Here is a 17,616-nt window from a genome sequence, read left to right on the forward strand (position 1 = left end):
GCAATGCACAAAGCAACACCAGTGGCCTGTTGCTACTTTGCTATGGTGAAATGGGTACTGTGATACGGCAGCTTTGTCAGTTAATTGGCAAATACCTGCCAGTCGTTATTTAGCTGGGCAGCCAGTTGGGTTAATTGCTCACTGGCACTGGCTGAGCGGCTGGCTTCATTGCTTAACTGGCTAACCTCATCGTTTAGCTGATGTATAGTGGCGGCGATATTTTCTGAAACCACCTGCTGCTGTGCTGTGGCGGTGTGGATTTGAGCATTTGCACTGCTGATATGCTCAACCGCACTGGCCAGTTGATTAAAGCGGCTACCAGTGTCCTGCGCCAGCTGCACATTGGTATTGGCCTGTGTATACGCCTGCTGCATTACCTGTACGGCGTCAGAAGCTTGCTGCTGCAACTTTGAAATCATGCCGTTTATTGACTCTGTAGCCTGCTTGGTATTGGCAGACAAGGTGCGCACTTCGTCAGCGACCACAGAAAAGCCGCGTCCGGCCTCGCCTGCCCTGGCGGCTTCAATGGCGGCATTTAACGCCAGTAAATTGGTTTGCTCAGAAATTTTACCGATCACCTCCAGCACACCTGAGATCTGGCCGGAGCCCTGTTGCAAACTACTTACCACCTCAACACTATGCTGTAACTGTTTAGCCAGTGCTGTGATACCTGCGGCGCTTTTATCAGCAGCAGTATGGCCACTTTGGCACAGCTGCTCTGCGTTCACTGCCGCCTGTGCAGCAACACCGGCGTTTTGCGCTACCTGCTGCACGCTGCTGCTCATCTGCTCTGCGGCGGCGGCCAGTTGCTGTGCCTGGCGTGCCTGCACGGCAGCACTCTGGTTTACCTCAGTACTGATATCGTACACCTGCCCTGCCTGCTGGTTTAATGCCACAGCACTGTGGCCCAGCTTGGCAACCAGCTGCTCAAAATGCTGCATCATCTGATTTAGTGCGCCGGCAGCTTGTGCCAGTTCGTCGTTGCCATTGTCATTTGCCCGCAAGCTAAGATCAGAGCGGGTAACCACCTGCACCAGCAAGTCACGCAATGCCAGCAATGGCCGGCATACAGAGCGCTGTATCGCCCAAATCAGTGCACTAACCAGCAATACCAGCGCTAAGCCACCCAATAAATAAGCCCGCACCAACTGCCCGGTAAAATGCTGCGCTCTGTCACGCACTGTTACTGCAGCACTGAGTTGTTGCTGAATGAACGCCTCGGTCAGTTGGGTAAAGCCAGTGATCCTAAGCTCGATTTCGCTGTTAACGGTAGACTCATTCAAAATACGCACCAGCAGCGCATCGCTGCCGGCATAACTAATCCATTCGCCATAATGCTTAACTGCTTTGGCAAAGGCCTGATCCAGTTCGGTATAAAATTCGCTGTTATCCTGCATTGGCCTGCTTTGCACAAAGCCCTGCCAGTGCTGCTGCGCCTGCGCCATATGTTGTTTAATGACTTGTTCAGTGGCTTCTGCTGAAGCCCAGCCGGTACGGTACTTACGGATATCCTGCAATGCGGTTTGCTGTAAAATCTGCTGCACCGCCATAACATCAGACAAAATCGCCAGATGATCATCATACAGCTGATTAAACAACCTGTCTTTTTGCTGTGCCGACCAAAAAGCACCGGCTAACACCAGCAACAACATTAATAACGGCAGTACACCAAGTATCAGTACCCTGCTGGAGATTTTCAGCTTCGACAACATAACCGCTCCCAACGTCCGGCTTAAAACTGGCGGCAGTGTAAAGCGGCCAGATGACAGTTATGTGAATATTAATAATCGCCATTGACATGCAAAATAACAGATATATGATATTTCACATATGTATAAAGGGTAATTACCATGAGCAAAAAGTCCGTTATTTTTATCTGCACCGGCAACTCAGCCCGCTCGCAGCTTGCTGAAGCCCTGCTCCGGCATATGGCGGGAGACCAGTTTGACGTATTTAGTGCCGGTACCGCGCCAGAACCGGTAGACCCAAGGGTATTTGAAGTATTAAACAGCCGGCATATGTCAGCTGAACACCTGCGCAGTAAAGATTTAGCCAGCCTCAGTGAGCGGTATTTCGACTACGCTATTACGCTGTGTGACAAAGCCCGGCAAAGCTGCGTTACTCAGGTAAAAGCAGCACAAATTCTGGCCTGGGATTTTGCCGATCCTAAACCCAAAGCCGGTACTAAAGCCTTTGATGTGGTGTTAAACGAGCTAAGCGAGCGGATTAAATACTTCTTACTGTTCAGCCAGAAATACCGCTCTGGGCCAGAGCAGCTTGGCGATGCATTAAGTTTTTATAAAGCACTGGCCGATGATACCCGGTTAAAAACCCTGTTACTGATCCAGCAGCAACAAGAACTGTGCGTCTGTGAGTTAACTGCTGCACTGACTGAAACCCAGCCGAAAATTTCCCGCCATCTGGCTCAGCTGCGTAAAGCGGCTATTTTGCAAGACCGCCGCCACGGCCAGTGGGTGTTTTACCGCTTAGCCGATAACCTGCCAGACTGGGCATTAACAGTACTGCAGCTTACGGCAGAAAATAACGGCGACCTTATCGCTGATAACCTTAGCAAACTTAACCAGATGGGCGACAGACCGCAACGCGTCGCGCTATGTAACTGAGTGACTTAGCAGTATAGTTAACAAACAGGATCAACAAGATGACAATTAAAGTAGGTATTAATGGCTTTGGCCGCATTGGGCGTTTGGCATTGCGCGCGGCGTTTGACTGGCCCGAGCTGGAATTTGTACAAATTAATGACCCGGCTGCCGATGCGGCCACCTTTGCCCACTTACTGAACTTTGACTCAGTGCACGGCATCTGGCGCCACAATGCCGTGGCAGAAGGCGATAACATCCTGATCAACGGCAAAACGCTTGCTGTAAGCCAAAACAAAGCCATTGCTGATACCGACTGGTCACAATGTGATGTAGTTATTGAAGCGTCTGGCAAGATGAAAAGTAAAACTGTACTTGAAGCGTATTTAGCCCAGGGCGTAAAACGGGTGGTGGTAAGCGCACCGGTAAAAGAGCCGGGTGTATTAAACGTGGTAATGGGCGTAAACCAGCAGCTATATAATAAAGACATGCACCGCATTGTTACCGCCGCCAGTTGCACCACTAACTGCCTGGCACCGGTGGTAAAAGTAATACACGAACAGCTGGGCATTAAGCATGGCAGCATTACCACCATTCACGATTTAACCAATACCCAGAGTATCCTGGATACACCACATAAAGACTTACGCCGCGCCCGAGCCTGTGGCAGCAGCTTAATCCCAACCACCACCGGCTCGGCTACCGCCATTACCGAAATATTCCCTGAGCTTAAAGGCCGCTTAAATGGCCATGCGGTGCGCGTGCCGCTGGCTAATGCCTCGTTAACTGACTGCGTCTTTGAAGTAGAGCGCGCCACCACAAGCGATGAAGTCAACGCCCTGCTAAAAGCCGCCTCAGAGGGTGAGTTAAAAGATATTCTCGGTTATGAAACCCGGCCTCTGGTGTCGGTAGATTATAAAACCGATCCGCGCTCAAGCATTATTGATGCACTATCCACTATGGTGGTTAACGGCACTCAGGTAAAAATTTATGCCTGGTACGATAATGAATGGGGCTACGCCAACCGCACGGTTGAACTGGCCAAACTGGTTGGCCTGCAGGACAAACACTAAGCAATGCTAACCGGAACAAGTCTATGCTAAGCACACTAAGCCCGCAGCTGCGCCAGTATATGCTGGTAACAGCTAATTACTGGGCTTTTACCCTGACCGATGGCGCGCTGCGCATGCTGGTGGTGCTGCATTTTTATAGCCTGGGTTACAGTGGACTGGCCATTGCCATGCTGTTTTTGTTTTATGAAATTTTTGGCGTTATTACCAACCTGGTTGGCGGCTGGCTGGGTGCCCGCATCGGCCTGAATAAAACCATGAACATCGGTCTGTTGCTGCAAATACTGGCACTGGGTATGTTACTGCTACCGGCACAATATTTAATTGTGCCCTGGGTAATGGCAGCGCAGGCACTATCAGGCGTCGCCAAAGACTTAAATAAAATGAGTGCCAAAAGCAGCATTAAACTGCTGGTGGCAGACAATGCTCAAAGCACCTTATTTAAATGGGTAGCTATTCTTACCGGTTCAAAAAATGCGCTTAAAGGTGTGGGCTTTTTTATCGGCGGTTTACTGCTAAGCCTGTATGGTTTTAGCACTGCGATACTACTTATGTTGCTGACACTAAGTGCAGTGTGGTTGCTAAGTTTATGGCGCTTAAAAGCCGATTTAGGTAAAAGTAAAACCAAGCCCAAATTTACTGAGCTGTTGTCAAAAAGCCGGGCAATTAATTTACTGTCAGCCGCACGTATGCTGTTGTTTGGCGCCCGCGATGTCTGGTTTGTTATTGCGCTGCCGTTAACGCTGGCCAGCCAGTTTGGCTGGAGTCACTGGGCAGTGGGCAGCTTTCTGGCATTATGGGTTATTGGCTATGGCGCGGTGCAAAGTATGGCCCCCTTGCTTACCGGCAAAACCACCCTGCCTGATGGCCGCACTTTAACGCTATGGGCACTGCTCTTGTGTGCCATACCAGCCGCTATTGCGGTAGCGCTTGAGCAACAATGGCAGGCAGAAACTGCTTTGCTTGGTGGTCTGCTGCTGTTTGGCGCCGTGTTTGCCATTAATTCCTCCTTACACAGCTATATGATTGTCAGCATGGCGAAAAGCGATGGCGTGTCACTGGATGTCGGCTTTTACTATATGGCCAATGCCATGGGCCGCCTTATTGGTACGGTGTTATCCGGCTGGGTATATCAGCTGGCAGGCTTAACGGCCTGTTTATGGATCTCGTCTGCCATGCTGGTGGCTACCGTATTGGTATCGCTGCTTTTACCCAAACACCACGCATAACATCATATGGCATCACCTGACAATGCATGACACCAGATGACATCAGGCAGCGGCTGCTCTACACTGCAGTAAGCCGCTGATAAATTGTGAATTACACCATGTTAAACTTAGGCGCACGCCAGTTACTGCTGCTGTCTTTAGTGGGTGCCTTTGCCACTATGGCACTTAAGTCACTGGCCTGGTACCTTACCGGCTCGGTCGGTTTTTTATCTGACGCAGTAGAATCTCTGGTTAACGTTGCCGGCGCAGGTTTTGCGCTGGCCATGGTAAGTCTGGCCCGCCGCCCGGCAGACAACAGCCACCCTTATGGCCACAGCAAAGCGGAATATTTATCGGCCGCCTTTGAAGGCGGCATGATTTTTCTGGCTGCACTGGTCATTCTTACCACAGCTATTGAACGCCTGTTTAACCCGCAGCCTATTTCTACGCTGGGTATAGGCACCTTGCTTACGGTGCTGGCCAGCCTGATTAACCTGGCTATTGCCATGCTGTTGCTAAAAGGCGGTAAGCAGTATAACTCCCCTGCTCTGGAAGGCGATGGCAAGCACCTGCTAACTGATGTCTGGACCACCGCCGGTGTGGTTATCGGCGTTGGCCTTGCTGTGCTCAGCGGCCACAACTGGTTAGATGCAGCTGTGGCTATTGCCGTTGCGCTGCATATTCTGCATGAAGGTGGTGGCATTTTGTATCGTGCGGCAAACGGCCTGATGGACAAAGCCCTGCCTGACAGCCGCATCAGTGAAATAGCACAGGCGCTGGAGCATTTTGCCAGCGGTAAAGTGCAGTTTATTAACCTGCGCACCCGCGCAGCAGCCACCCTGCAGTTTGCCCAGGTAGATATGCAGGTACCCGGCCACTGGACAGTAGAGCAGGCGCATCAATTAGCTGACGACGCCGAACTGGCTATGCAGCAGCTGGGCGTTGAACTTAGCGTACATATAGAACCACAGCATGCGCATGGCACGCCCACCAACCCTGTAACGGAATATAAAGGAGTTTAACATGACCGTACGTACCCGATCTGAATGGCTCTGCCTGCAACAGAGTTACGACAAAATGGATATGCAGGCGCTGTGGCTAAAACTGCTTAGCCTGCTGGTCTGGTTTTGGCTGCTGTATAGCGGCAGTAGTTTGCGCGTTCAATTCGCAGCAATAGCCTTATTCTGGCTGCATGAAGCCTTACTGCGCACAGTGCAGCAGCGCACCGCCGGGCGGCTGTTACAGTTAGAGCAGGCACTGGCACAAAATCAGGACATTGGTATGCAATGGCACAGCGCCTGGCAGCAACAACGCGGCGGCATCACCGCCCTGGCTATGTCATACCTGCGTCAGGCGTTAAAGCCAACTGTGGCGATTACCTATATTGCTCTTGCCGTACTAAGCATAATTCGCATGAATGTTGTATTTAGTTAGTTACATCAACCTGCGGCAGTGATTTTTCAGCCTCAGCCAATAAGTAAAACCGCATGCCGCCCCTATACCCACCAGCTATACTTCATACCAGCCGCAGGCTGCGGCTAACCCGGTAACACCGGGGTAACGGAGGAGCTTTTACTATGGCCAGAGATATGGTGATGGAACACCTGCATCCGACTTTCCGGCAAAAAGTCGAGTTGCTGTTGCAGGAACTTGCCCGCGCAAACTTACCTTTCAGATTATTTGAGGGCTTTCGCTCGCCACAGCGACAACGCGAGCTGTATAGCCAGGGCCGCACACGCCCCGGCGCCAAAGTAACCAATGCCGATGCCTGGAGCTCATTGCACCAGTATGGCGTTGCTGCCGATTTTGTACTTTATATTGACGGCAAATGGAGCTGGGATGATAGCGGCGAGCGCAAAGCCTGGTGGAAAAAACTGCATAAACTGGCGCAGTTGCAGCAGTTGGAGCCATTAAGCTGGGAGTTGCCGCATTTACAAATGCAGGGTATGCAGCTGGCACAACTGCGCAGCGGCAGCTACCCGCCGGATGGTGATAGCGATTGGGCTGAAAACCTGCAACAAGCCATTGTTAGCTGGCACGGCACACCACTGGCCCCACCGTTACCGGCTGCACAATTTGGTCGTCCACCATTACCGGCTAATGCTCCAGAACCTGAGGCAAGCAACACGCTGGCGCAAGCTGGTTTAAAGCGCGCTACAGTAATAGCCCGCGATGGTTTACGCCTGCGGGCAGGCCCGGGTACAAGCTTTGATGTTAAAACCACATTACGCAGTGGCCAGCTGATTACGGTAATGCAGACCAGCGGCGACTGGAGCCAGATAGATATTCAGGGTGACGGTTTAGCCGACGGATACTGCCACAGCGGTTATCTGGCATTTGCTTAGCCATTTTCTTACAGCACTGCGTAACATACGCAGTGCTGCTTTGTTAAAGCCCCAGATACCAGGTCGCAATAGAAAAGTACAACACCACACCAGCAACGTCAGCAAGAGAGGTAATTAACGGCCCGCTGGCGGTAGCCGGGTCAAGGTTAAAACGGCTGAGCAGGAACGGTAGAGATAAGCCCGTTAAACTACCTGCCAGTACTACCAGCATCATAGTGAGTGATACCACCAGCGCAATATCATATCCGCCACGCCACCAGCCTAGCCCGACTACAGCAGCAGCCATCGTCAGGCCGAGCAAACCGGCAACCAGGCATTCCTTGCCAAGCAAATAGCCCCAGTCGCGCAGCTTAATTTCACCGGTAGCCAGAGCCCTTACCATCAGAGTGCCGGATTGTGCCCCGGCATTACCACTGCTGCCTATCAGCAAGGGCAAAAAGAATAACAACGCTATATTGTCAGATATTGTGCCTTCAAAATAAGCAATACCTGCACCGGAGAAAATATTGCCAAACACCAGGATCACCAGCCAAAGTACCCGCTTGCGGTATAACAGGCCGATACCAGCGTCTTTTACACTGGTTTCCAGCTTGCCGATGGTGGCGGTTTTGTGGAAATCTTCTGTGGCTTCTTCTGCTGCAACGTCCATCGCATCATCGTAGGTTACAATACCCACCATCTGGTGCTCGCTGTTAACAATAGGTAATGCAAGTAAGTCATATTTAGCGATTAACGACGCTACTTCTTCCTGTGGCATATCAACACTGGCATAAATAGGATCGTGGTTAATCAGCTCTTCTATCGGCATATGCAGCGGTGCCAGAATAAGATCGCGCAATGACACCACACCGATTAATTTACGGGCAGCATCTACCACATAGGCAGAATAAATGGTTTCTTTGTCCGGCGCTTCACGGCGCAGTGAGTCCAGCGCCTGTGCCACTGTCAGCTCAGCGGCAAGAATGGCGTAGTCAGACGTCATAATAGCGCCAGCGGTGCCTTCTTCATGCGATGTCAGACGCAATAAGTCTTCACGCTCAGCTTGTGCCAGTGCGGGCAGCAGAGTTTCGCGTTGTTCATCACTTAAGCGGTTGAATAAATCGGCGCGCTCATCAGACGACATCTGGCGGATGATAGGTGCCAGTTTACGACGGCTGATACTAATCGATAATTTGACCTGTTCTTCTGCCGGTAAATAGCCAAATACTTCTGCTTGCTCAGCCCTTGGCAACACTGTTAACAGCGTCCATAGATCCTGAGGCGCAAACTCAACCAGCGCACTGGCAAGGTCGGCGGGGTGCACATCGTCCAGCCGCTCACGCAGCAAATGTACAGTATCTGATTCCAGCGCGGTGCGCAGCGTGTTGATCAGCGCAGGTAATTCCATAGCAACCTCTTACTAAACAAGCTTAGTAAGGGCTGAAGGCTACCTCACTAAGCGGCACAATTGGCGAAACAATTGCAAAAAATGGGTGTTTGCAGGCAAGGCCTGCTACTGGGCACGTCCATAAGGGTGATAAATCTCCGGCTAAGTTAATTAACCTGTTGCTGAATAAGCAAAATATTGCGCTATTTTATAAAGCATAGCAGTGAATCTCAACTGAATATTGCCAAAACGCCGATAGGACTTATACAGTCTTCTTGCTAAGATTGCTGCAGTACCATGATTGAGCAAACTATATGACAACAAAAAACTCAGCAGATAATGCCTGGTGGCTGCCAATTGAACTGGCCGCTGACAGTTGCTGGAGCTTCAACATAGGCCCGTTAAGTATTTATTTTAAACGCCAGGCGCAACAGTGGTTGCTGGCATATGAACGCACCGGCAGCATGGGCGAACGCGAATTACTTAGTAGCTCTGCGGCAATTTGTATGCCGCCGCAGCTAAAAGCCGAACGTTATATGTTTCGTCAAAGCCCGGCGGCATTGTGCCTGAAACCCGTGCTGATGGACAGGCCTGTCGTGGTGAAAACGCTGCAACCTGTGCATATACCTCCTGCTGAACAAACCACCTTGTATATCAGCTCTCCGGTAAGCGTACGGGTGTCTTTGCAACAACCGGAATACCTGTTGCAGGAAATTGCCATAACGCGTTTATCCGATACCTGGTTTGGCCCTTCTACTCAGGTGGGCGAATTATGCTACGCTGACAAAACCCATGCCCGCCACAATAAAAACGAGCTGCCTCTGCGGCCACATCGTGCCATTACACCCGTAGTGGTGCAAAACACGTCAAAACAAATGCTGTCATTGAGCAAAATCAGTATTCCTGTGCCTTATCTGGCCGTTTACAGTTCGGCTGATGGCAATTTGTGGACCGACCCGATAACCTTGCAACACGAAGGCGCCAACAGCCTGGCCCGCTTTAAAACCGGCACTTTGTCGGCAACTGACGCCAGTGGAGCAACCCTGGTAAGCCCGGCGCGGGCTGTGCCGGAAAAACATAGCCTGATCCGCGCCTTTACCCATATTTTTGCTGAATAACCCAGAGGCAATATGACTGAACAACTACTGCACTGGCTGGAATCAGAACAAGCCAGCCATCTGTTAAGAGCAACAATTCTGCTGCTTGCCGGTTTTGTTATCGCAGGCCTGGCGTCACGTGCTATCGGCCGTATTCTGCTCAAAAGCTTTTCACAGCATCATGTGGTGTTATTTAAACGCCTAGTGTACTGGCTATTACTGGCGTTGTTTATAGCTTCGGCGCTAAAACAGCTGGGCTTTTCGCTTAGCGTATTACTTGGTGCCGCCGGTGTGCTATCGGTTGCGCTGGGGTTTGCTTCACAAACCTCGGCATCTAACCTGATTAGCGGCTTATTTTTAATTGGTGAGCAGCCATTTCAGCTGGGCGACACCATTAAAGTAGGCAACACTACCGGTGAAGTATTATCGATAGATTTACTGTCGGTAAAACTGCGTACCTTTGATAATCTTTATGTGCGCATTCCAAATGAAAGCCTGATTAAAAGCGAAATGACCAACCTGACACGCTTTCCGATCCGGCGTTTTGATTTATTAATAGGCGTCGCTTACAAAGAAAATATCTCACAGGTGCGCCAGGTAATGCAGAGCGTGGCCGACAATAACCCCTTATGCCTGGACGAACCCAGCCCGATGTTTTTATTTCTCGGCTTTGGTGATTCATCGCTGAATATTCAATTTTCAGTATGGGCAAAGCGGGAAAACTTCCGCGATTTACGCAACAGCCTGCAGGAGGAAATTAAACTGGCGTTTGATAAAGCTGGTATTGAAATTCCATTTCCGCAGCGTACCGTTTATCTGGCACAACAGGCTACACCGCTACCAACAGAGGATGCTGACCCGGTAAAACAGCACAAGCCGGTATAGGCTTTACTTGCTAAGTACGCTGAAATAACGTTAACTGGTAACACTATTGCTACAGACTCTACCTTACCGTCAGCCAGAGGAGCAGGCTTATGTTTCGCAGTCTAAGCTGCTTATTAACCGCTGTTTTCTGCTGTACCAGTTGGGCTGATTGCACTGAAGTCAGCCCACAAAGTAATACCACGCTACCCAAAGGCGTTAAAGTGGGTAATATCGAATACCAACGTAATAACGTATTCGACCTGAACGAGAAAGGCACATTCTGGCTGCACCGCTTTGCTAACTACAGCCACATTGTAACCAAAGAACCTACAATACAGGACGATTTGCTGTTTCTGCCCGGAGAGCCGCTTAACCTGCATGATCTGGAGGAAACCGAACGCTTACTGCGCAGCCGTGGTTACATCCGCGAGGCCTCCGTCAATGTGATCCGCTACTGCGAAGATACACAAAGCGTCGATATACTGGTAGAAACCTGGGACACCTGGTCTTTACTGCCCAAAATAGATTTTAGCAGCGAAGGTGGTGAAACCGACTACTCCCTAGGTATTGCCGACGATAACCTGCTGGGTACCGGTAACCAGCTACAGCTGGACTACGCAAAAGACAGTGAACGTAGCGGCTATCTGCTGAGTTTTGCCTCGCCGAATATCTTTGGCACCCACTGGAATACCCTCACCCGCTACGCCGATAACTCAGACGGCGAAAGCTATCACTTTGCGCTGACACGGCCTTTTTACCGGCTGTCATCCAAGTGGGCATTCAGTTTAGATATAGAGCAGAAAAAAGAAGAAATTAAAGACTATCTGCTGGGTGATGAAGTAAACCTGTACCACCGCAAACAAAAATGGTTTGAAAGTTACGCCGGTTTTAAAATTGCAGAGCAGGGCAACCGCATTCACCGGCTTAACGTGGGTATAACGCTGGACGATACTAAATTTCAGTATATTGATGAAACCCAGTATACCGTGCCGGAAGATCGCAATTTGTCCTCTGTCTGGCTGGAATACCAGATGCTGCAAACTGACTATAAAAAGCTGTTTAACATTAACCAGTTTAACCGGGTAGAAGATATTAACCTGGGCTGGCAGGCACGGTTACGCATTGGCCGTTTGCAGTCATGGCTTAGTGCAGACAAGCCTGGCTGGCAACTGGATTCTGAGCTGGCCAAGGTATGGCAGCTAAACAGCGACACCTTCTTGCTGGGTAACAGCCGCTATCAGGCGCTATGGTTAAAACAAATGAACCAGCATTTGTTTAGTAATCAGCTGCAGCTGGTACATCAGTTAAACAACAGCAGTAGTGCGGTAGGTATTATCAACGCTGAATTTGGCCGTCAGCTGTTCCAGGATAACACCCTCTACTTGGGCGGTGACACCGGCCTGCGTGCCTTTCCGCTGTACTACCAACGAGGTGACAGCCGTATTGTTGCCACTGCCGAATACCGCTACTTTACCGATTGGACAATATTACAATTGCTGGACGTAGGCTTTGCCAGCTTTGTTGATGCCGGCCGCAGCTGGGGTGCCGAGCAGGATTTTGACAGCAATATCGATGATGGCGTGTTGTTTGGTGTCGGTGGTGGTATCCGTTTGCTGTCGTCGCATTCCAGCCGTGGCACCATGATCCATATTGATCTAACCCATCCTTTTACCGACAACCCTGAGCTGGATGCCTGGCAGTGGCGGGTTACTGCGAAAAAACGTTTTTAGTTCTAAGTTATCTGACGAAAACCGGCTTGCCCTAAGTCAACCGTTGCAGGCCAGGATGGCCGAATCGAGCCCCCAGGGAGGGGTTCACGGCGTGTTGACGTAGGCAAACCGGTTTTCGCCTAAACTCAACTAGCCGTTTGAATTGTTAATTTTGACACTTCGGACAAAACACGGTGCTGCGCTGGCCAAGCCGAATTTCACTTAATACCGTGCCACAGGTTAAACAAGGCTGGCCGCCGCGGCCATACACCAGCAATTGCTGGGCAAAATAGCCAGGCTTACCGTCAGCCTGGCTAAAATCTTTTAACGTAGTACCGCCCTGCTTAATGGCTGCTGCCAGCGTGTCTTTGATCACCGGCAACAGTTTTTTCAGTTGTCGTGTTGTTACCGCTTTGGCCGGTTTAGATGGCAAAATACCGGCTTTGAATAAGGCTTCGTTGGCGTAAATATTACCCACGCCTACCACCACATGGTTATCCATCAGCACCAGTTTTGCTGCACTGCCCCGCCTGGCAAAAGCCGCGGTTAAATGCGCCAGATTAAAACTATCGCTCAATGGCTCCGGCCCCAGGCTGGCCAGTAACGGGTGGGTTTCTCCCTTGTGTTGCCACAACACAGCGCCAAAACGGCGGGTATCGTTTAACCTAAGCAGCATACCGCTGGCTAATACCAGATCAATATGATCATGCTTAGTTGCAGGCGTATCAGCCGGTATAACCTTTAAATGGCCCGACATACCCAGATGCAAAATAATATCGCCTTCAGGCAGCTGAATAAGCAAATACTTGGCACGGCGCGTTACCGACAAAATCGGCTGGTTTAGTTGCGCCAGCACCTCATCCGGTACCCACCAGCGTAGCTGGCGTTGGCGTGCCACCACGTTAACTAATTGCTGGTTTTCCAGATAAGGGCTAATGCCCTGGCGCGATACTTCAACTTCCGGTAATTCTGGCACGGTTACTCCGCTGTATCGATTAAAAACAATTGCGCAGCCTGGGCGGCGCTTAACTGGTAAAACTGCTGCTGCCCGGCCTGTTGCAGCAAATACCGGCCGTTACCGGTATCAGACGCCGGATACAATAACCAAATAAGCGGTGCCGTTTGCCCCACCAGCTGTACACTGGCCTGTGCTACCGGTACACGGCTTTTATCTGTACCCACCTCAACCGGCGTAAGCAAACTATGCTGCCAGGCCACTGCCAACTGTGCTGCATCCAGCGGCTTACTGAGTGGGGGTTGTAACTGCCATACCGGCCCGGCTTTAACAAGCCGCGTATTAGCAAAAGCTACCATCAGTAGTTCACTATCAGCGGGGAGCAACCTGTGCTCAGGCGCATTAAACTGTGCTAAACGCTGCGGTATACCGTACAGCGCAAACATTAGTATCAGCACTGCAAAAATCAGTACATTGTTCCAGTTACGGCGGGAAAGTTTTAGCATAACCATACCTGTGTGCAAAAGCTTTGCGGCATAGTAACTTAGGCGGGCTTTAAAAAGCAAAAACCCGGCGTTGGCCGGGTTTCTGTGTTCGATTACTTGATTTTCGCTTCTTTGAAAATCACATGCTTACGCACTTTAGGATCAAACTTTTTGATTTCCATTTTTTCTGGCATGGTGCGCTTGTTCTTCGTTGTTGTATAGAAGAAACCAGTGCCTGCAGAAGAAACTAAACGGATTTTATCGCGCATTTTTTATTCCTTACACCTTGTGACCGTTAGCACGCACTTCGGCTAATACCGCATCGATACCTTTCTTATCGATGATGCGCATACCACGGGTAGAAGTACGTAATGTAACAAAACGGTTTTCACTTTCAACCCAGAAACGGTGAGTTTGCAGGTTAGGCAGGAAACGGCGCTTAGTAGCATTGTTGGCGTGCGAACGACGGTTACCCACCATCGGACCTTTGCCAGTTACTTGGCACACTCTAGACATGTCAATAGTTCTCCAAAATTACATCAGCTCGAGCTGTCATCACCCTTCTGGCCAAGAAGGTTGCCCCAAAACAAGAGGGCGCAATTTATACACGAATAAGCCGCCTTATTCAAGCGAAATCTTTCGCCCGCGCGCAGAGATCCGGCAAGGATCCCGGCGGTTCTTTACAGCCAGCCACGCTCTGCAAAGGAGATTACATCAGCATCGCCCACAATAAAGTGATCCAATACCTTGATATCTACCAACATTAACGCCTGAATTAATCGTTCAGTAATCGCTCTGTCCGCCCGGCTTGGTTCAGCCACGCCAGAGGGATGATTGTGCGCCAGAATAACAGCGGCGGCATTATGCGCTAAAGCCTGCTGAACTACAATACGCGGATACACCGGCGAGGCATCTATAGTGCCAGCAAATAACGGCTCGGCTTTAATCAGCCGGTGTTGGCTGTCTAAATACAGTAAAAGAAAAACTTCGCGCTGCTCACCACTGATAGCATGCTGCAAATAACGTTTCACGGTAGCGGGCTCGGTAAACACGGTATCGCGTTGCATTTGCTGATGCAAATAACGTTTGCTCAGCTCCAGCACAGCCTGCAACTGTACAAACTTGGCCTCACCCAAGCCTTTGGCCGAACAAAAATCAGCCTGGCTGGCACCAAGTAAACGCCTTAACGATCCAAACTGATTTAACAACTGCCGTGCCAGCGTTACCGCATCGGTACCGGCTATACCGGTGCGCAAAAAAATAGCCAGTAACTCGGCGTCTGACAGTGCTGTCGCGCCTCTGTCGAGCAGTTTTTCCCTTGGCCGCTCTGTGGCCGGCCAGTGACGAATACTCATGCTATCCCTCCCTGAATTGATGCTGAATTTGTGTTTCCATGCTATCTTATCGCCAGTTTTTTCCGGTTCCGGTGTCTCTGTTATGTTGCAAACCCTTGCCCAAAAACACATTTTGTTAGGTATCAGTGGCGGTATTGCCGCCTATAAAAGTGCAGACTTAGTACGCCGCTTAAAAGAACGCGGCGCGGATGTACGGGTTATTTTAACCGACGCAGCCCAGCACTTTATTACCCCGCTAACACTGCAGGCAGTATCCGGCAACCCGGTAAGCACCAGCTTGCTGGACCCGGCAGCTGAAGCCGCCATGGGCCATATCGAGCTGGCAAAATGGGCTGACATCGTGTTAATTGCCCCGGCCAGTGCCGATATTATCGCCCGCATAGCGCATGGCTTAGCCAACGATTTGCTGACAACCTGCGTGCTGGCCACTGCGGCACCTGTTGCTGTAGCGCCTGCAATGAACCAGCAGATGTATAAAAACATAGCTACCCAGAATAATTTAGCCACTTTAAAAGCACATAATTTTTACATTTATGGCCCTGGTGTGGGTGAACAAGCCTGCGGTGATGTTGGTTCAGGCCGCATGCTGGAGCCGTTAGAACTGGTCAGCGCCCTAGAAAAACATTTTTCAGCTGAACAGCAACTTAATAACATAAAAATCACAATCACTGCCGGCCCAACGCGTGAAGCTATTGATCCGGTGCGTTATATTTCTAACCACAGCTCCGGCAAAATGGGTTTTGCCTTAGCGCAAGCCGCCGTAGCTATGGGCGCACAGGTAACTCTGATTAGCGGCCCGGTGCAGTTAGCCACACCGGCAGGCGTAACACGCATTGACGTGACCACAGCAGAGCAGATGCATAACGCCGCGCTGGCGCAGGCGGTACAAAGCGATATTTTTATTGGCTGTGCCGCTGTAGCCGATTATCGGGTGGCAGAGGTTGCCAGTGAAAAGATGAAAAAAACTGCCGGCGACAGCCTTGAGCTGAAGCTGGTAAAAAACCCCGATATCATTGCCGCTGTTGCGGCACTTTCCGCACAACGCCCCTTTACTGTAGGTTTTGCCGCAGAAACACAAAACGTACTGCAATACGCCAAAGATAAACTGGCACGCAAAAAGCTGGATTTAATTTGCGCTAATGACGTATCAGGCACTGAACTGGGTTTTAACAGCGATCATAATGCTGTCACCCTGGTGTGGCAGCATGGCGAGCAGGCATTAGAAGCCCAGCCCAAAGCTGATTTAGCCAAAGCCATACTGCAGCATATTTATGCCCGGTTTTCCGCCAGCTAATTACCATTAAAAGACTAATTATCAATAAAATAAGAGTTAAGCCGTAAATGAAAAAAGCCATTGATTTAAAAATACTTGACCCGCGTATTGGTACAGAATTTCCGTTACCGGCTTATGCCACACCGGGCTCTGCCGGGTTAGATTTACGCGCCTGTATAGACAGCACGCTGACACTGGCACCAGGTGAAACGACATTAATTCCTACCGGTTTATCTATTTTTATCGGTGATGCCAATTTATGCGCCACTATCCTGCCCCGCTCTGGCCTTGGCCATAAGCACGGCATCGTGTTGGGCAATCTGGTTGGCTTAATCGACTCGGATTATCAGGGCCCGTTAATGGTATCTATGTGGAACCGCGGCAATGACAGCTTTACTATCGAGCCGGGTGATCGCATTGCCCAGCTGGTGTTTATGCCGGTAGTGCAGGCAGAATTTAATATTGTCGACAGTTTTGAGCAGACAGCGCGCGGCGAAGGCGGTTTTGGCTCATCAGGTAAAGCTTAAGATGCCGGCACCTCGTCGTAGTAACCGTAAAGAAGATATTTTGCAGGCCCTTGCGGCCATGTTGCAAAGCAATAACGGCCAGCGTATTACCACCGCCGCACTGGCAGAAAAAGTCGGCGTATCTGAAGCAGCGCTATACCGGCACTTTCCCAGTAAGGCACGGATGTTTGAAGGCTTAATTGAGTTTATCGAAGATACCCTGCTATCACGCATTAATGGCATTCTGGACGAACATAAAGACACCGCCAGCCGTACCGGGCTTATTCTGCAGCTGATATTAGTGTTCGCCGAACGTAACCCCGGTATTTGCCGTATTCTCACCGGTGATGCCTTGCAAGGCGAGCAGGAACGCCTGCAAGAACGGGTAGCCCAGTTATTTGAAAAGCTGGAAACCCAGTTAAAGCAATGTCTGCGTGAGCGTAAGCTGCGTGAAGGTAAAGGCTTTAGTATCGACGAAGGCGAGCTGGCAAACCTGCTGCTGGCCACGGTAGAGGGTAAGCTAAGCCAGTTTGTCCGCTCTGGTTTTACCCGCTTACCAACCCAGCACTGGGCTAATCAGTGGGCACAACTACAAACTGCTCTGTTTAGCTAAATCATAACGTGAGAGCAGCGTGGCTGCTGTGCTTTCGTAGCAGCGGCAACTAAGGTAGTAACGTCTGGGATTAGGAAATGCTTTCTTCGCCGGCTTCAAGGAGCACATCCATGTGCCCTCTCAGCCTGCGCGGCATCCATGCCGCTGCTGCGAAAGCACACCTAATCCCT

General features: G+C 50.4%; 19 protein-coding genes. 12 read left to right on the top strand and 7 right to left on the bottom strand.

Features of this window, described 5'->3' with window-relative positions; all coding sequences use genetic code 11:
* Nucleotides 1-80: 80 nt before the first annotated feature.
* Nucleotides 81-1,712: a methyl-accepting chemotaxis protein gene (locus J3B89_RS03020; RefSeq protein WP_215396015.1), complete on the bottom strand. Its 1,632-nt coding sequence runs from the start codon at nucleotides 1,710-1,712 to the stop codon at nucleotides 81-83.
* A gap of 138 nt (nucleotides 1,713-1,850) precedes the next feature.
* On the opposite strand from J3B89_RS03020, the gene J3B89_RS03025 reads away from it, so the two are divergent.
* From J3B89_RS03025 to J3B89_RS03050, 6 genes are all read left to right on the top strand, one after another.
* On the top strand, nucleotides 1,851-2,624 hold the full coding sequence (locus J3B89_RS03025) for a metalloregulator ArsR/SmtB family transcription factor (RefSeq protein ID WP_215396016.1): 774 nt from the start codon (nucleotides 1,851-1,853) through the stop codon (nucleotides 2,622-2,624).
* A gap of 38 nt (nucleotides 2,625-2,662) precedes the next feature.
* Nucleotides 2,663-3,673, top strand: a complete 1,011-nt coding sequence (locus J3B89_RS03030; RefSeq protein ID WP_215396017.1) for an ArsJ-associated glyceraldehyde-3-phosphate dehydrogenase — start codon at nucleotides 2,663-2,665, stop codon at nucleotides 3,671-3,673.
* Nucleotides 3,674-3,696: 23 nt separating this feature from the next.
* Entirely contained in the window at nucleotides 3,697-4,899 is a 1,203-nt protein-coding gene (gene arsJ, locus J3B89_RS03035; RefSeq protein WP_215396018.1) for an organoarsenical effux MFS transporter ArsJ, read from the top strand.
* Nucleotides 4,900-4,985: 86 nt separating this feature from the next.
* Complete coding sequence (locus J3B89_RS03040; RefSeq protein ID WP_349814180.1) at nucleotides 4,986-5,900, top strand: cation diffusion facilitator family transporter; 915 nt, start codon at nucleotides 4,986-4,988, stop codon at nucleotides 5,898-5,900.
* A 1-nt stretch (nucleotide 5,901) separates the two neighbouring features.
* Nucleotides 5,902-6,312: a hypothetical protein gene (locus J3B89_RS03045; protein ID WP_215396019.1), complete on the top strand. Its 411-nt coding sequence runs from the start codon at nucleotides 5,902-5,904 to the stop codon at nucleotides 6,310-6,312.
* A 143-nt stretch (nucleotides 6,313-6,455) separates the two neighbouring features.
* Nucleotides 6,456-7,223: a M15 family metallopeptidase gene (locus tag J3B89_RS03050; protein ID WP_215396020.1), complete on the top strand. Its 768-nt coding sequence runs from the start codon at nucleotides 6,456-6,458 to the stop codon at nucleotides 7,221-7,223.
* A 43-nt stretch (nucleotides 7,224-7,266) separates the two neighbouring features.
* Here J3B89_RS03050 and mgtE read toward each other — a convergent pair whose 3' ends face one another.
* On the bottom strand, nucleotides 7,267-8,610 hold the full coding sequence (mgtE, locus tag J3B89_RS03055; RefSeq protein WP_215396021.1) for a magnesium transporter: 1,344 nt from the start codon (nucleotides 8,608-8,610) through the stop codon (nucleotides 7,267-7,269).
* Nucleotides 8,611-8,903: 293 nt separating this feature from the next.
* Between mgtE and J3B89_RS03060 the strand changes: the two genes are divergently transcribed.
* From J3B89_RS03060 to J3B89_RS03070, 3 genes are all read left to right on the top strand, one after another.
* A complete protein-coding gene (locus J3B89_RS03060; protein WP_215396022.1) occupies nucleotides 8,904-9,707 on the top strand; it encodes a DUF432 domain-containing protein in 804 nt (267 codons plus the stop codon).
* A 12-nt stretch (nucleotides 9,708-9,719) separates the two neighbouring features.
* Nucleotides 9,720-10,571, top strand: a complete 852-nt coding sequence (locus J3B89_RS03065; protein ID WP_215396023.1) for a mechanosensitive ion channel family protein — start codon at nucleotides 9,720-9,722, stop codon at nucleotides 10,569-10,571.
* An 89-nt stretch (nucleotides 10,572-10,660) separates the two neighbouring features.
* Nucleotides 10,661-12,280 carry a BamA/TamA family outer membrane protein gene (locus J3B89_RS03070; RefSeq protein WP_215396024.1) on the top strand — a complete coding sequence of 540 codons (1,620 nt, stop codon included), beginning with the start codon at nucleotides 10,661-10,663 and terminating at the stop codon, nucleotides 12,278-12,280.
* 145 nt (nucleotides 12,281-12,425) lie between these two features.
* On the opposite strand, the gene mutM is transcribed toward J3B89_RS03070, so the two are convergent.
* From mutM to radC, 5 genes are all read right to left on the bottom strand, one after another.
* The gene (gene mutM / locus J3B89_RS03075; protein WP_215396025.1) at nucleotides 12,426-13,235 is read right to left on the bottom strand and encodes a bifunctional DNA-formamidopyrimidine glycosylase/DNA-(apurinic or apyrimidinic site) lyase; all 810 of its coding nucleotides are present in this window, start codon (nucleotides 13,233-13,235) and stop codon (nucleotides 12,426-12,428) included.
* 2 nt (nucleotides 13,236-13,237) lie between these two features.
* On the bottom strand, nucleotides 13,238-13,720 hold the full coding sequence (locus J3B89_RS03080) for a hypothetical protein (RefSeq protein WP_215396026.1): 483 nt from the start codon (nucleotides 13,718-13,720) through the stop codon (nucleotides 13,238-13,240).
* A gap of 92 nt (nucleotides 13,721-13,812) precedes the next feature.
* The gene (gene rpmG / locus J3B89_RS03085; RefSeq protein ID WP_008219722.1) at nucleotides 13,813-13,968 is read right to left on the bottom strand and encodes a 50S ribosomal protein L33; all 156 of its coding nucleotides are present in this window, start codon (nucleotides 13,966-13,968) and stop codon (nucleotides 13,813-13,815) included.
* A gap of 10 nt (nucleotides 13,969-13,978) precedes the next feature.
* A complete protein-coding gene (gene rpmB, locus J3B89_RS03090; RefSeq protein ID WP_040551802.1) occupies nucleotides 13,979-14,215 on the bottom strand; it encodes a 50S ribosomal protein L28 in 237 nt (78 codons plus the stop codon).
* Between the two features lie 164 nt (nucleotides 14,216-14,379).
* Nucleotides 14,380-15,054 (bottom strand): RadC family protein, encoded by a 675-nt coding sequence (gene radC / locus J3B89_RS03095; protein ID WP_215396027.1) that lies wholly within the window; start codon nucleotides 15,052-15,054, stop codon nucleotides 14,380-14,382.
* An 82-nt stretch (nucleotides 15,055-15,136) separates the two neighbouring features.
* Between radC and coaBC the strand changes: the two genes are divergently transcribed.
* From coaBC to slmA, 3 genes are read left to right on the top strand one after another with little or no spacing between them, the layout of a single operon-like run.
* The gene (gene coaBC, locus J3B89_RS03100; RefSeq protein WP_215396028.1) at nucleotides 15,137-16,348 is read left to right on the top strand and encodes a bifunctional phosphopantothenoylcysteine decarboxylase/phosphopantothenate--cysteine ligase CoaBC; all 1,212 of its coding nucleotides are present in this window, start codon (nucleotides 15,137-15,139) and stop codon (nucleotides 16,346-16,348) included.
* 47 nt (nucleotides 16,349-16,395) lie between these two features.
* The gene (gene dut, locus J3B89_RS03105; protein WP_215396029.1) at nucleotides 16,396-16,854 is read left to right on the top strand and encodes a dUTP diphosphatase; all 459 of its coding nucleotides are present in this window, start codon (nucleotides 16,396-16,398) and stop codon (nucleotides 16,852-16,854) included.
* Nucleotide 16,855: 1 nt separating this feature from the next.
* On the top strand, nucleotides 16,856-17,446 hold the full coding sequence (slmA, locus tag J3B89_RS03110) for a nucleoid occlusion factor SlmA (protein WP_215396030.1): 591 nt from the start codon (nucleotides 16,856-16,858) through the stop codon (nucleotides 17,444-17,446).
* Nucleotides 17,447-17,616: the final 170 nt, after the last annotated feature.

It is taken from the genome of Rheinheimera oceanensis, from assembly GCF_018831085.1.
Classification (GTDB): domain Bacteria; phylum Pseudomonadota; class Gammaproteobacteria; order Enterobacterales; family Alteromonadaceae; genus Alishewanella; species Alishewanella oceanensis.